This window comes from Thermodesulfobacteriota bacterium (assembly GCA_040758155.1).
Classification (GTDB): domain Bacteria; phylum Desulfobacterota; class Deferrimicrobia; order Deferrimicrobiales; family Deferrimicrobiaceae; genus UBA2219.
Window position 1 is genome coordinate 1 of the sequence record JBFLWB010000048.1, and the last position, 12935, is coordinate 12935.

Genomic DNA, 12935 nt, shown 5'->3' on the forward strand with positions numbered 1-12935 from the left:
AGGCCCCGGAGAAAGCCGCGCCCGGCGATTACGCCGCTTCGAAGAAGAAGCCGGCGACCCCCGATACCTCCTCCGTCGCGGAGCGGCTGAAGGAGATGCGCGAGGCGCGCGCCGGCTCGGACGCGGTCCGGTCGGTGCGGGAGGCGGTCGAGCAGCGCCGGCGCGAGGCGGCGGCGCGCGCCGCCGTCCGGGGAGTCGGGGGAAGGGTCGCGCGCCGGATCGAGCGGCCGCCGGCGGCCGCGGCCGGCGTCGGCGATTACGGCGGCGGGTCGCAGGGGACGGTCCGGGTCGCGCCGGAGCTTCTCGAGTTCTACCGGAAGCTGGAGGAGCGGGTGCGGGAGAGCTGGGCCGTGCCCGAGGCCTTGATGCGGGACGCCGGAAAGCTCCTGGTGGAGATGCGGATCGTCATCGAGAAGGACGGCCGGGTTTCCGACGCGCGGATCGAAAAGGGCTCGGGCAATGTCTATTTCGATGACTCCGTCCGCCGCGCGATCCGGAAGGCGAGCCCGCTGCCGGTTCCCCCGGAGCGGCTGCGCGGCGGCGAGGACCATTACGAAGTGGGATTCCGGTTCCACGGCGCGGGAGGCGGGAGATGATGCGTGCGATGGGGAGAGCGTTTACGGCGGCGCTGCTGGCGCTCGCGCTGCTCCCGTCCGCCGCCGCGGCGGTCCTCTACATCGATATCAACGCCCCCGGCGGGAAGCGGCTGCCGCTGGCCGTGGGGAAATTCGTCGTCGTCGCCGGCCCGCCGACGCTCTCCCGCGAGATGCCGAAGGTCCTCGAGAGCGACCTCGCCCTCACCGACCTGTTCGAGCTGGTGCCCGGGGAATCGCACCTCGAGGCCGTCGGGCCCGCCCATTTCTCGGGGAAGCCGCTCGATTTCGGCTCCTGGAAGACGATCGGGGCCGAGGCGGTCGTCATCGGGAAAGTGGAGGGGCGGGGAGACCAGCTCACCTACGAGATGCGGCTCTACGACGCCACGCAGGGGACGCTGCTGGCCGGGAAGCGCTATTCGGGGAGCCCGCGGCAGGCGGCCGAAGTCGCCCACAGGTTCGCCAACGAGATCCTGTACGTCTTCACCGGGGCGCGCGGCGTCTTCGGGACGGAGATCGCCTTCTCGGCGCGCAACGGCCGGGGGAAGGAGATCTACGTCGTCGGGATGGACGGCAAGGAGCTCCGGAAGGTGACGGACAACCGCAGCTACAACCTGTTTCCCCGCTGGTCCCCCAACGGCCGCTGGCTGTCTTTCACCTCCTTCCGCACCGGCGTGCCCGTCATCTACCTGCGCAACCTCGATACCGGCGCGGAGAGAGAGGTCGTCCGAGCGGGAGACGCGAAATCGCCCGGGGCGTTCTCCCCCGACGGCGAATGGCTGTACTACTCGGTCAGCAGGGGAGGGAATTCCGACATCCATCGCGTGCGCGTGACCGGCGGCGCCGCGGAGACGGTCGCCGGCGGCTGGGGGATCGAGGTCTCGCCGACGGTCTCTCCGGACGGGCGTCGGATCGCCTTCGTTTCCGACCGCGGCGGCTCTCCGCAGATCTACGTGAAGACCGTCGGCTCCGCGGAGGAGACTCGCATCTCGAAGGGGGGATACGCCACCTCCCCCGCCTGGTCGCCCGCCGGGGACCGGATCGCCTACACCGCCCGGGCGGGGGGGCGTTTCGCGCTCTTCACGTCCGCCCCGGACGGCTCGGACACCCGCACGGTCGTTTCCGAGCCCGATGCGGACTGCGAAGACCCGTCTTTCTCTCCCGACGGGCGCTACCTGGTTTACAGCCATCGGAAAAAGGGCTACTCTGGGCTGAAAATCATCTCATTGGACGGGCGACGGGAACGCACCCTGGTCTCCGGGCTCGGGGACATGGGATCGCCCGCATGGTCCTCCATGCGTTGACGTTTCCGTTCCAAGCGCCCGACCCCGTCCGGAAAGGCAAGGTACCTTATGTGTAGTAGCTCATGGAAGTGGGCCGCCATGGCGCTGTTGATCGCGGCCGTGGCCGCCACGGGATGCACGAAGAAGGCGGTGAAGTCCGACGCGGCGTCGGGGGCTCCCGTGGCCGCCGCCCCCGCTCCGATGGAAGCCGCCCCCGCGGCGCCCGCCCCGGCGCCCGCCCCGACCGTCGTGGCGGCGAAGCCGGCCGAGGCCGCGCCCGGCGTGGCCGTCACCGAGGAGAAGCCGTCCTCCTTTGCCGACGTTCTGTTCGATTTCGACAAGTCCGACCTTCGGGAAGACGGGAAAAAGACCAGCCAGGAGGTCGCCGCGTTCATGAAGAAGAACCCCGGCGCGAAGCTCCTGGTCGAGGGGCATTGCGACGAGAGAGGCACGGCGGAATACAACATGGCCCTCGGCGACCGGCGGGCCGCCTCCGTGAAGAACTACATCGTATCGCTCGGCGTTCCGGCGGCGGCCGTTTCCACGGTCAGCTTCGGGAAGGAGCGCCCCCTCGATCCCGCCCATACGGAAGACGCCTGGGCGAAGAACCGTCGCGCCCACTTCGTAGTGAAATGAGGTGACGGCGACCATGCGCAACGCGATCTCCCTCCTGCTTCTCGGCTCCCTGGCCATCGCATCGACGGGGTGCACGCTCGCCGATTCCGGCGCGTTCGCCCGGCTCAGCGACGAAGTCGGCGTCCTGCGGAAGGAAGTGGCGACCCTCAAGGGCAGCCAATCCGCGGCGCCTTCGGCCGCCGAGGGAGAGGTCCCGGCGCTGCGGAAGACCGTGGCCGACATGGGAGCCGACGCCGACCGGATGCGGTCCGACCAGCTCGCCGCGAGCTCCCGGCTCGACGAGACGCAGGCCGAGCTGCGGCGCGTCGCCGCGCGGCAGGCCGAGCAGGAGAAGGCGATCCAGGAGGCCCGGAAGGGCGCCGAGCGGATGCAGGAGATCGAAAAGCGCGTGACCGCCCTCGAAGGAAGAGCGGGGACGGCTTCCGGGGCCGCCGTGGCGGCGGTCCCGGCGGCCTCCCCGGCCCCACCCCCTTCGATGGCGCCCGCGTGGAAGAGCCCGGAGGAGATGTACGAGTTCGCCGTCGGGCAGGTGAAGGCAGGCAGCCCGAAGAAGGGGCGGGAGACGCTGGCGGAATTCGTGGCGCAGAATCCCGGCCACAAGCTCGTCCCGAACGCCCTTTACTGGAAGGGGGAGTCGTACTACGCGGAGAAGGACTACGAGAACGCGATCCTCTCCTTCCAGGACGTGGTCGACAAGTACCCCGCCGGCGACAAGGCGCCCGACGCGGTCTACAAGCAGGGGATGGCGTTCCTGGCGCTCAAGGACGCGAAGAACGCGAAGATACTGCTCAACCTGGTCGTATCGAAATACCCGAAATCCACCGCCGCGGGGCTGGCGAAGAAGAAGCTGACCGAGATCAAATAGTGATCAAGAACTTCGTGCTGGACACCAACGTCCTGCTCCACGATCCGAACGCCCTCTTCAAGTTCGAGGACAACCGCATCTTCATCCCCATCGTGGTGATCGAGGAGCTCGATCACTTCAAGAAAGACCTCAACATGCTGGGCCGCAACGCCCGGACCGTGTCGAAGTACATCGACCGGCTGCGGGTGAAGGGGAACCTGTCCGAAGGCGTGCCGCTGGACGGGGGCGGGATGCTCCGGATCGCGTTCGGCGAGGAGGGCGTCAACCTCCTGCCGCCGGAGCTGCGGGGGTCGCTCGCGGACAACCAGCTCCTGGGCGTCGCGCTGTCCGTGCGCGGAAGGGAAAGCGGAGTCCCGGTCGTCGTCATCTCCAAGGACACGAACCTGCGGATCAAGGCCGACGCCCTCGGCATCCGGGCGGAGGACTACGAGAGCGACCGGGTCGACATCGACGAGCTGTACCGCGGCATCAGCGAGGTGCCGGCCGGGAAGGAGTTCATCGACGCCTTCTACGCCGCCGGGGCGTGCGCGCCGCCTCCCGGAGCGGAGGAGCTCTACCCCAACGAATACGTCATTTTCCGCGACGCCGCAACGGGCGCATCGGCGCTGGGGCGCCACGACTACGCCTCCCGGAAGATCCGGCTGCTGCCGCAGTTGAAGGAGGACGTCTGGGGGGTCCGCCCCCGGAACAAGGAGCAGACCTTCGCCCTCGACATCCTGCTCGACGACTCGGTGAAGCTCGTCACGCTGGCGGGGAAGGCGGGGACGGGGAAGACGCTGCTGGCGATCGCGGCGGGATTGCGGAAGACCTCCGACGACGAGGTCTACCAGAGGATGCTCGTCTCCCGCCCGGTCCTGCCGATGGGCAAGGACCTGGGCTTCCTCCCCGGCGACGTGGAGGAGAAGCTCAAGCCCTGGATGCAGCCGATCTTCGACAACGTGGAGTACCTGTTCGGATTCAACCGGAAGAAGCGGCAGGGCGGCGTGCGCGGCTACCAGGAGCTGATGAACCTCGGGATCCTCGAGATCGAGCCGCTGACCTACATCCGCGGCCGATCCATCCCGAACCAGTTCATCATCGTGGACGAGGCGCAGAACCTGTCGCCCCACGAGGTGAAGACGATCCTCACCCGCGCGGGGGAGAACAGCAAGGTGGTCCTGACGGGCGACCCGTACCAGATCGACAACCCCTTCGTCGATTCCTCGAGCAACGGCCTCTCCCACGCCGTGGAGAAGTTCAAGGGGGAGGCGATCGCGGGGCACGTGCTGCTCGTCAAGGGGGAGCGCTCCCCCCTCGCGGAGCTGGCGGCGAACATTCTCTAAGCTTACGCGTCGATCGGCTCCCGGTTCCGGAACGCGAGCCGGATCGACGCCGCGCGCTCTCTCTTTCCCTCCCGCAGCTGACGGAACACGAGGAGGCAGCTGCCTTCCCGGGCGACGTCGATCTTGTAGCCGACCCTCAGCCAGAGCGTCCCGCCGGCGGGGAGCCGCGACGGCGGGGTGAATCGCCCCTCGAACGCTCCCGCGCCGTCCCCGCAGGCGGGGAAATCATCCGGCCTCCGGACGTCGTCCGCCGTTCTTCCCGCTTCCGCCAGCCCTTCCACGCGGTACTCCCCGGGGCGCACCCGTGCGAGCCGCCCGAACCGCCGTTCCGCGAACTCGACCCGGATATTTTCGAAAGTGGTGTCCTCGGTTGCGGTCACCCGTAGTGTGAGCGTCTCGAGGAAGCAGCCGCCGATCCCGAAGACGTCCAGCGCCTCCTTCCGGAAGACCGGGGGAGTCCCGGCGCCTGCCGGGTCGTAGATGGCGTCCGCCGCTTCGAGGATAAAGGGGGCCTTCCCGCCCTCCCCGGTAATCGACGAATAGGCGAAGAGCGAAATCCGCACCGCGGCGTACAACAGCGCGGCCGCGCCGAGGAGGGCGAACGCCGCCACCACTTCCCGGCTTCCGGCGATCGAGAAGACGAAGTCGGCCATCCGCTCAAATTAACATTTCGTGGTAGTGTTGGGAAATGCGCATCCTCGGCATCGAATCCTCCTGCGACGAGACCGCCGCCGCCGTGTACGACGCCTCCCGCGGCCTCCTTTCCAACGTGGTGTCCTCGCAGGTCGACATCCACGGGCTTTACGGAGGCGTGGTTCCGGAGCTGGCCTCCCGGGAGCATCTGCGGTCGGTGGTCCCGGTCGTGCGGAAGGCGCTGGACGACGCCGCCTCGGGGCGCGACGACATCGACGGCATCGCCGTGACCTCGGGCCCCGGCCTGATCGGCTCCCTTTTGGTGGGGCTCTGCTTCGCGAAATCGCTCTCCTTCGCCTGGAGGAAGCCCATCTACGGCGCCGACCACCTCGAAAGCCACATCTACGCCGTCTTCCTGGAAAGGCAGGTCGCGTTCCCCTATGTGGCGCTGCTGGTCTCCGGCGGCCACACCTCCCTGTTCCGGGTCCCGGGATGGAGCGGGGCGCGGCAGCTCGGGGGGACGCTCGACGACGCGGCGGGGGAGGCGTTCGACAAGGCCGCCAAGATGATGGGGCTGGGCTACCCCGGCGGGGTGGTCATCGACCGCCTCGCGGCGAAGGGGGACCCGGCCCGCTACACGTTCCCGCGGGCGCGCCTCGGCGCGGATTCCGCGGACTTCTCCTTCTCCGGGCTGAAGACGGCGCTGCGCACCTTCCTCGCCTCCCCGGCGGGCGGCGCGGCGCGGATCGAGGACATCGCAGCATCGTTCCAGGAAGCCGTCGTCGACATCCTCGTCGTGAAGGCGCTCGACGCCTGCCGGCGGGAGATGATCCCCCGGCTCGTCCTGTCGGGCGGCGTCTCCGCCAATTCCCGGCTCCGCGCGCTGGCGGTCGAGCGCGGCGCGGCGGCGGGCGTCGAGGCGTTCCTCCCGTCCAAGGCGCACTGCACCGACAACGCGGCCATGGTGGCGCTCCTCGGGGAGCGCCGGATGTCCGAGGGGTTCTTCTCCGGCCCGGAGCTCAACGCGTATGCCGCCTCCCGCTTCTCCCGCTGAGTCCCCAGGGAGGACGCTCGCCGCCCTCGGGCTTTCCCCGCGCAAGTCGTTCGGACAGAACTTCCTCCACGACCGCAACGTCGTCCGGAAGATCGTCGAGCTGGCGAGGTCGTTCCCCCCGCCGTACCTGGAGATCGGCCCCGGCCTGGGCGCGCTGACCCGGCCGCTGTCGGAGGGCGGCGCCCCGGTGACCGCGGTCGAGGTGGACCGCGGGCTCGCGGCGTTCCTGCGGAAGGAGTTCGAGGGCTCCTCCGTGGAGGTGCTGGAGGGCGATTTCCTGGAAGTGCCGAAGGACGCATGGCGGGCGCGCTTCCCGAGGGGCGGGTCGGCGGTGGGGAACCTGCCGTACTCCATCTCCTCCCCCGCGGTGCTGCGGCTGATCGAGCTGCGGGAGATCTTCCCCCGTGCGGTCCTCATGCTGCAGAAGGAGATGGTGGAGCGGCTTTGCGCCCCTCCCGGCGGGAAGGGGTACGGGATCCTGTCGGTCTACCTGTCGGTGCTCTCGGAGACGCGGAGTGAGTTCACGGTCCGGCGGAGCTGCTTCCACCCCGCCCCCGACGTGGACTCGGCGGTGGTCACGATCCGGTTCTTCGGGGAGTTTCCCGAGGAGCTGCTCCGCGCCCTCCAGACCGTGGTCCGCGCGGGGTTCGCGCACCGGCGCAAGACGCTGCGCAACGCGCCCGTCCTGTTCCTTCCCGGCGGGACGGAGCAGTGGTGCGGGATGCTCGAGGCCGAGGGGATCGACCCGGGATCCCGCGCGGAGCGGGTTCCCCCGGCGTCATGGCTTTCGCTCGCCCGGCGCCTGCCGCCGCCCCCCGGAATGTAGTGGAAAAAACGTCCTTGCCCGCATACAATTGACCGGAAATGACCGATCAGAAGACCCCCCGCTACATCGCGATCGAGGGGCCCATCGGGGTGGGGAAATCCTCCCTGGCCAAGCTCCTGGCGCAGAAGTTCGGCTCCCGCCTGGTCAAGGAAGAGGTGGCCCATAACCCGTTCCTCGAACGGTTCTACGAAAATCCGAAGAAATACGCCTTCCAGACCCAGCTCTTCTTCCTGCTCTCCCGCTACCGCCAGCAGAAGGAGCTGGCGCAGGGGAACCTCTTCGAGGAAGGGGTGGTCTGCGACTACATCCTCGCCAAGGACAAGATCTTCGCCCTCATCAACCTGGAGGACGACGAGATCGCGCTGTACGAGTCGATCTACAAGCTGCTCGTCCCCACGCTGGCCAAGCCCGACCTGGTCATCTACCTCCAGGCGCGCCCCGAGGTGCTGCTGTCGCGGGTCCGCAAGCGCGGGATCGCCTACGAGCGCAACGTCTCCCTCGATTACCTGAAGACGTTAAGCGATGCTTACAACGAGTATTTTTTCCACTATAATGAAACCCCGCTGCTGATCGTGAACACGAGCGAGATCGATTTCGTGGAAAGTGCCCGCGACCTTGAACATCTCGTAAGGGAAGTCAAGAGTGTGAAACGCGGGATGCAGCACTACATACCGCTGGGATCCAGGTAAGGCCGGACCGAGACGGGGTCGTTCGCGATGCGGGATCCGAAGGCGTAAAGCCGTATGCGCTTTCCGGTTCCCGCGGACCGCGTTATTCAAGGTCGGCCTTCCGGGAGCGTTTCCGGGAGGCTTTTCGTTTTTTCAGGAGCCGCCCGGTCCTCAAGGTTCCCGCGGACCGAAAGGGGAGCAGGATGCGGAAGGTCACCGTCCTCGACATGGGCGCGATGAAGGCCGACGCGGAAAAGATCGTGATGGTCACGGCGTACGACGCCCTCTTCGCGCAGATCTTCGACGAAGCGGACACGGACGTGATCCTGGTCGGCGACTCGCTGGGCATGGTGGTCCTCGGGTATCCCGACACGCTCAACGTGACGATGGAGGACATGATCCGGCACACGGAGGCCGTCGCCCGGGGGCGCAAGCGAACGCTCCTGGTGGCGGACATGCCGTTCCTGTCGTACCAGACGAGCATCCCCGACGCGATCCGCAACGCCGGCCGGCTGATCCAGGCGGGGGCGGAAGGCGTGAAGCTGGAGGGCGGGCGCAGCATGGAGGCGACGATCCGGGCCATCGTTTCCTGCGACATCCCGGTCATGGGGCACATCGGCCTCACCCCCCAGTCGGTCCACCGGATGGGCGGCTACAAGGTGCAGGGGAAGACCGACCCGCAGCGGGAGCGGCTGCTCGACGACGCCGCGGCCGTACAGGAGGCGGGCGCCTTCTCGGTGGTGCTCGAAGGGATCCCCGCCGACCTGGCCTCCGAGATCACCTCCACGCTTTCCATCCCCACCATCGGCATCGGGGCGGGCGTCCACTGCGACGGCCAGGTGCTCGTGATGCAGGACTTCCTCGGGATGTACGCCGATTTCAAGCCGAAGTTCGTCAAGCAGTTCGGGAAGCTGCGCCAGCCGATCGCCGACGCCGCCAACGCCTTCGCCCGCGAGGTCCGCGACGGGACGTTCCCGGGCCCCGATCACTCTTTCTGATGGAACTTCTGCGCACCCCCGCCGAGATGCGCGCCTGGTCCGACGCCCGCCGCGCCGCCGGCGCCCGGATCGGGCTGGTCCCCACGATGGGATACCTGCACGCGGGGCACATCAGCCTGGTGCATGCCGCCTCCGCCCGCGGCTGCGACGCCGTCGTCGCCTCCATCTTCGTCAACCCGGCGCAGTTCGGACCCGGCGAGGACTACGAGAAGTACCCGCGCAACGAGGCGGGCGACCTGGCGATGCTTGAAGCCGCCGGCGTCTCCGCCGTCTACCTGCCGTCCGCCGCCGACATGTATCCCGACGGCTACCAGACCTTCGTCGAGGTGACCGGCGTCTCGCAGGGTATGTGCGGCGCCTCCCGCCCCGGCCACTTCCGCGGCGTAGCCACGGTCGTCGCCAAGCTGTTCGCCGCCGCCAGGCCGCACGTCGCGGTCTTCGGCGAGAAGGACTACCAGCAGCTCACGGTCCTGCGCGTCATGGCCCGCAACCTCGACTTCGGCATCGAGATCGTCGGCGCCCCCATCGTCCGCGAGCCCGACGGCCTGGCGATGAGCTCGCGCAACGCCTACCTCAAGGGCGAGGACCGCATCGCCGCCCGCTGCCTTTCCCGCGGCCTGTTCCGCGCCCGGGAGCTCTTCGCCGCCGGCGAGCGCGACGCCGCGACGCTCGTCGCCGCCGCCCGCGAGGAGATCGCCGCCGAGCCGCGCGCCGCCCTCGACTACGCCGAAGGCCGCAACCCGGATACCCTGGCCTCCCTGTCGGGGCGGGTGGATTCAATAACGATCCTGGTGGCGGCGAAAGTCGGACCGGCAAGGCTGATCGATAACATCAAATTGGGGACGTAGCTGGAAATAAACGGGCCGTCATCCCGAGAGGAGATTGACCCATGCTGAGGACGATGCTCAAGTGCAAGATCCACCGCGCTACGGTTACGGAGGCGAACCTCCATTACGAAGGGAGCATCACCGTCGACCGCTCCCTGATGGATGCCGCCGGCCTGATCGAGTATGAGCAGGTGCACATCTACGACATCGACAACGGCAACCGGTTCTCCACCTACGTCATCTCCGGGGAGCCGGGCTCGGGCGTGATCTGCCTCAACGGCGCGGCCGCCCGCATGGTCTCCAAGGGAGACCTCGTCATCATCGCCTCCTACGCGGCTTACAATGAGAATGAGCTGGAGGGGTTCCATCCGACGATGGTGTACGTGGACGAGAATAACCGGCAGAAAGTAAAAACCGCAGAACCGGGACGTTCGTGAGAACTTCCGCAGAAGCGGGACAGACCTCGGACGGGACCGTCTATGTCGCATCGCGGCTGGTCGCGGATCCGGAGTACGTGTTCGCCCCGGGCGCCGTCGCCGTCGCGAACGGAATCGTCCTTGCGGCCGGCCCGAAGGATGACATCCTCCGGATGGCCCCGTCCTCGTTCGCCGTGCGGGAGCTTCCGGGCGCGGCGATCCTTCCCGGGCTGGTCAACGCCCACACCCACCTGCAGATCCCGCGGCTCACCGACCCGGCAGGGCAGCCGCTGCCGATCCCGCCGAACTTCGTCGACTGGCTCCTCCAGGTGATCGTCTGGCGGATGCAGGCGTACCCGTCCTCGTTCGCCGGGAACTTCGCGGAGGCCACGCGGGAGGCGATCTCTTTCGGAACGACATCGGCGGGGGAGATCGCCGGGCCGGACCTGACCGTTTACTCTTCCTGCCCGCTGCGGGCGCGGGTCTTCGCGGAGGGGATCGGATTCGCCCCGGAGGCCGCCCCTGCGGTCCTCGAGGCCGTCGGCGAGTCGATCCGTCAGCTCGAAGTGCTCTCCGCCGTGAATCCGCTGCTCGCCCCCGGCGTATCGCCCCACACACTGTACACGGTGGGGGAGGGGCTGCTGCGTTCCCTGGCTGCCCTCGCCTCCGGGAAGAAGCTGCCCGTGTGCCTCCATCTGGCCGAATCGGCAGCGGAAATGGAATTCCTCTCGCGCGGGGGAGGGGAGATCGCCACGCGTCTTTATCCCTTCGTGGGGCAGGACGTCTCCTCATTCCGAGGGATCGGCCGGTCGATCCCGGGGCATCTTTCCGCCACGGGCCTTTTGCGCGAGGGGCTGCTGCTGGCGCATAATGTCCACCTTGCGGCGGGGCAGATCGACGCGCTGCGCGCGGCCGGCGCCCGGTTCGTCCTGTGCCCCCGCAGCAACGAGGCGCACGGCAACGGCGCCCCCGACGTGACGCACTTCGTCGACGCCGGCATCCCGTTCGCCCTCGGGACGGACAGCCTCGGCTCGGTGCCGGACCTCGATCTTTGGGAGGAATCCCGCCGCGCCCGCTCCCTCTACCGGGGGAAGATGGGCGACGCAGCGCTGTGCCGGGAGCTGTTCCGGGCCCTCACCGTCAACGGGGCCGCCGCGCTGGCGCTCCCCACAGGAACGCTGGCTCAGGGCGTCCCGGCGGATTTCGTCGCCGTGGACGACCCGGGGGGCGAAGGCGCCGAAATCTTCGTCCGGCTGGTCGAGGGAACGCAGCGGTCGAACGTGCGTCTCACCGTCGTCGGCGGACGCCCCGTGCACGGCGACGCCGCATAAAAGGAAGCGGGCAGGGGATGGCCGAAAAGACCGAAAAGCCCGGCGTGAAGGTGGTCGCCACGAACCGCCGCGCCCGGCACGAATACGAGATCCTCGAGACCTTCGAGTGCGGGCTGGCGCTCCAGGGCTACGAGGTGAAGTCGATCCGGGAGGGGCGGGCCAACATCGCCGACGGCTTCGCCGCCTTCCGCGACGGCGAGGTGTTCGTCGAGAACGTCCACATTACCCCGTACTCCCACGGCGACCAGCGCTTCATCGACCCGCTGCGGGTTCGCAAGCTCCTCCTTAACCGCAAGGAAATCGACTACTTGCACGGGAAGGTCAAGGAGCGCGGCTTCACCGTCATCCCGCTGAAGATGTATTTCAAGGGGCCACATGTCAAGCTGGAGGTAGGGCTGGCCCGCGGCAAGAAGCTCTACGACAAGCGCCACGACATCGCCGAACGGGACGCGAAGCGGGATATCGAGCGGGCTACCCGATCACGGGGGAAGCGGGACGCCCACAGGGACTAACAGGAAACTTTTTTTAAAAAGGATGGAACCTTTTCAGGGGAACCTGTGTCCAATATGTCAAGAGAGCTGAGATGCTCTTCTCCCCCTCCGAGAAGTTTGGCGGGTCACTTGGGTCGTACCCAGGGGCCCGCCAAACTGTTATTATGGGAAGAGTGAACGGGGGCGAAACGGTTTCGACGGGGATGTCGATGCTCCCGGGTCGCGTGCCGAGGCCCTGAACCTCGTAAAAACGGGAACTCAATAGTCGCCAACGACTATCCGTTAGCTCAGGCAGCTTAAGCTGCCTGCCTCCGAACCTCGAATGCCCGTATAGAGGGTAGGGGGTCACTTTTACGGGATAGCCCCAAGCTCCCTCCCGGGGGGCCGCAAGGCGAAATTCAAGCCGGGATGGTCAGACGGGAACCCTGCCGGCCGGGGTCCCCGACGACGAGACCCAAATGACCGGAAACGCACGTAGCAGCCCGGAGTAAAGAATCTTCGGACGGGGGTTCGACTCCCCCCGCCTCCACCAACGCAAAGCAGTCGAACCGGCGTCCGGGGCCGTCAGGCCTCGCTCGCCTTCCTTTGCCTCAGGTTCGATCTCCAATAAAGCCAGAGTTTGCAGTTGCGACCTTGCCCGAAGGTACGGTCGTCCAACCTCGGGCTTAACCGGTTCCAGCCGGATCTTTCCCAGAAGTTTCCTCAAAAGCAGGGCCGACTTCTCGGTCCGTCGCTCCAGGACCTCCTGGATGGTGGCGACCCGCTCCTCGATCCACGGAAGGGGAGGGGCCTTGAAGACCCGGTCCCTGCTCTGGCGCAGCATTTCCAGTTCTACCGCCAATTCCTGAACCTTCTGCTCGGAAATCGTCAAGGCCCCGGCGATAGCCTTGCTTCCACGACCCTCGGCGACGAATTCGATGAAGTTGGCGACCCGGCGCTCTTCAGCCTGAAGCTCGCTTTCCTTGAGTTTGATCGTCTCGGGCACATCCGAA

General features: G+C 67.5%; 14 protein-coding genes and 1 other RNA gene. 14 read left to right on the forward strand and 1 reads right to left on the reverse strand.

All coding sequences use genetic code 11. The features are described 5' to 3' along the window. The 5 genes from AB1346_02970 to AB1346_02990 form a co-directional block, all read left to right on the forward strand. A partial coding sequence (locus AB1346_02970) for an energy transducer TonB (protein MEW6719391.1) occupies nucleotides 1-596 on the forward strand: 596 nt, incomplete at its 5' end. Nucleotides 597-604: 8 nt separating this feature from the next. Continuing rightward, on the forward strand, nucleotides 605-1897 hold the full coding sequence (locus AB1346_02975; protein ID MEW6719392.1) for an LpqB family beta-propeller domain-containing protein: 1293 nt from the start codon (nucleotides 605-607) through the stop codon (nucleotides 1895-1897). A gap of 78 nt (nucleotides 1898-1975) precedes the next feature. Beyond that, on the forward strand, nucleotides 1976-2512 hold the full coding sequence (pal, locus tag AB1346_02980) for a peptidoglycan-associated lipoprotein Pal (protein MEW6719393.1): 537 nt from the start codon (nucleotides 1976-1978) through the stop codon (nucleotides 2510-2512). Between the two features lies 1 nt (nucleotide 2513). Beyond that, complete coding sequence (gene ybgF, locus AB1346_02985) at nucleotides 2514-3377, forward strand: tol-pal system protein YbgF (protein MEW6719394.1); 864 nt, start codon at nucleotides 2514-2516, stop codon at nucleotides 3375-3377. Next, complete coding sequence (locus AB1346_02990) at nucleotides 3377-4699, forward strand: PhoH family protein (GenBank protein MEW6719395.1); 1323 nt, start codon at nucleotides 3377-3379, stop codon at nucleotides 4697-4699. The genes ybgF and AB1346_02990 overlap by 1 nt, the downstream gene beginning before the upstream one ends. Before the next feature lie 2 nt (nucleotides 4700-4701). Here the strand turns inward: AB1346_02990 and AB1346_02995 are convergent, their stop codons facing one another. Next, nucleotides 4702-5352, reverse strand: coding sequence for a hypothetical protein (locus tag AB1346_02995; protein MEW6719396.1), 651 nt, complete (start codon nucleotides 5350-5352; stop codon nucleotides 4702-4704). Between the two features lie 35 nt (nucleotides 5353-5387). Here AB1346_02995 and tsaD point away from each other — a divergent pair, with 35 nt between their 5' ends. From tsaD to ssrA, 9 genes are all read left to right on the forward strand, one after another. Continuing rightward, nucleotides 5388-6386, forward strand: a complete 999-nt coding sequence (gene tsaD / locus AB1346_03000) for a tRNA (adenosine(37)-N6)-threonylcarbamoyltransferase complex transferase subunit TsaD (protein ID MEW6719397.1) — start codon at nucleotides 5388-5390, stop codon at nucleotides 6384-6386. Next, complete coding sequence (rsmA, locus tag AB1346_03005) at nucleotides 6361-7212, forward strand: 16S rRNA (adenine(1518)-N(6)/adenine(1519)-N(6))-dimethyltransferase RsmA (protein MEW6719398.1); 852 nt, start codon at nucleotides 6361-6363, stop codon at nucleotides 7210-7212. Before tsaD ends, rsmA begins: the two co-directional genes overlap by 26 nt. 38 nt (nucleotides 7213-7250) lie before the next feature. Then, a complete protein-coding gene (locus tag AB1346_03010; protein ID MEW6719399.1) occupies nucleotides 7251-7901 on the forward strand; it encodes a deoxynucleoside kinase in 651 nt (216 codons plus the stop codon). A gap of 182 nt (nucleotides 7902-8083) precedes the next feature. Next, entirely contained in the window at nucleotides 8084-8878 is a 795-nt protein-coding gene (gene panB / locus AB1346_03015) for a 3-methyl-2-oxobutanoate hydroxymethyltransferase (GenBank protein ID MEW6719400.1), read from the forward strand. Continuing rightward, complete coding sequence (panC, locus tag AB1346_03020) at nucleotides 8878-9726, forward strand: pantoate--beta-alanine ligase (GenBank protein ID MEW6719401.1); 849 nt, start codon at nucleotides 8878-8880, stop codon at nucleotides 9724-9726. Before panB ends, panC begins: the two co-directional genes overlap by 1 nt. Before the next feature lie 41 nt (nucleotides 9727-9767). After that, nucleotides 9768-10142 (forward strand): aspartate 1-decarboxylase, encoded by a 375-nt coding sequence (panD, locus tag AB1346_03025; GenBank protein MEW6719402.1) that lies wholly within the window; start codon nucleotides 9768-9770, stop codon nucleotides 10140-10142. Next, nucleotides 10139-11452 carry an amidohydrolase family protein gene (locus tag AB1346_03030; GenBank protein ID MEW6719403.1) on the forward strand — a complete coding sequence of 438 codons (1314 nt, stop codon included), beginning with the start codon at nucleotides 10139-10141 and terminating at the stop codon, nucleotides 11450-11452. Before panD ends, AB1346_03030 begins: the two co-directional genes overlap by 4 nt. Nucleotides 11453-11469: 17 nt before the next feature. Then, entirely contained in the window at nucleotides 11470-11964 is a 495-nt protein-coding gene (smpB, locus tag AB1346_03035) for an SsrA-binding protein SmpB (protein ID MEW6719404.1), read from the forward strand. Nucleotides 11965-12122: 158 nt separating this feature from the next. Further along, nucleotides 12123-12475, forward strand: a transfer-messenger RNA (tmRNA) gene (gene ssrA, locus AB1346_03040). The last annotated feature ends 460 nt before the right edge of the window (nucleotides 12476-12935 follow it).

Bases quoted from the DNA above. Each gene is read 5' to 3' on its own strand.
- AB1346_02975 (MEW6719392.1), top strand. From the start codon at position 605: ATGGGGAGAGCGTTTACGGCGGCGCTGCTGGCGCTCGCGCTGCTCCCG.
- pal (MEW6719393.1), top strand. From the start codon at position 1,976: ATGGCGCTGTTGATCGCGGCCGTGGCCGCCACGGGATGCACGAAGAAG.
- AB1346_02995 (MEW6719396.1), bottom strand. From the start codon at position 5,352: ATGGCCGACTTCGTCTTCTCGATCGCCGGAAGCCGGGAAGTGGTGGCG.
- tsaD (MEW6719397.1), top strand. From the start codon at position 5,388: ATGCGCATCCTCGGCATCGAATCCTCCTGCGACGAGACCGCCGCCGCC.
- rsmA (MEW6719398.1), top strand. From the start codon at position 6,361: ATGCCGCCTCCCGCTTCTCCCGCTGAGTCCCCAGGGAGGACGCTCGCC.
- AB1346_03010 (MEW6719399.1), top strand. From the start codon at position 7,251: ATGACCGATCAGAAGACCCCCCGCTACATCGCGATCGAGGGGCCCATC.
- panB (MEW6719400.1), top strand. From the start codon at position 8,084: ATGCGGAAGGTCACCGTCCTCGACATGGGCGCGATGAAGGCCGACGCG.
- panC (MEW6719401.1), top strand. From the start codon at position 8,878: ATGGAACTTCTGCGCACCCCCGCCGAGATGCGCGCCTGGTCCGACGCC.
- panD (MEW6719402.1), top strand. From the start codon at position 9,768: ATGCTGAGGACGATGCTCAAGTGCAAGATCCACCGCGCTACGGTTACG.
- smpB (MEW6719404.1), top strand. From the start codon at position 11,470: ATGGCCGAAAAGACCGAAAAGCCCGGCGTGAAGGTGGTCGCCACGAAC.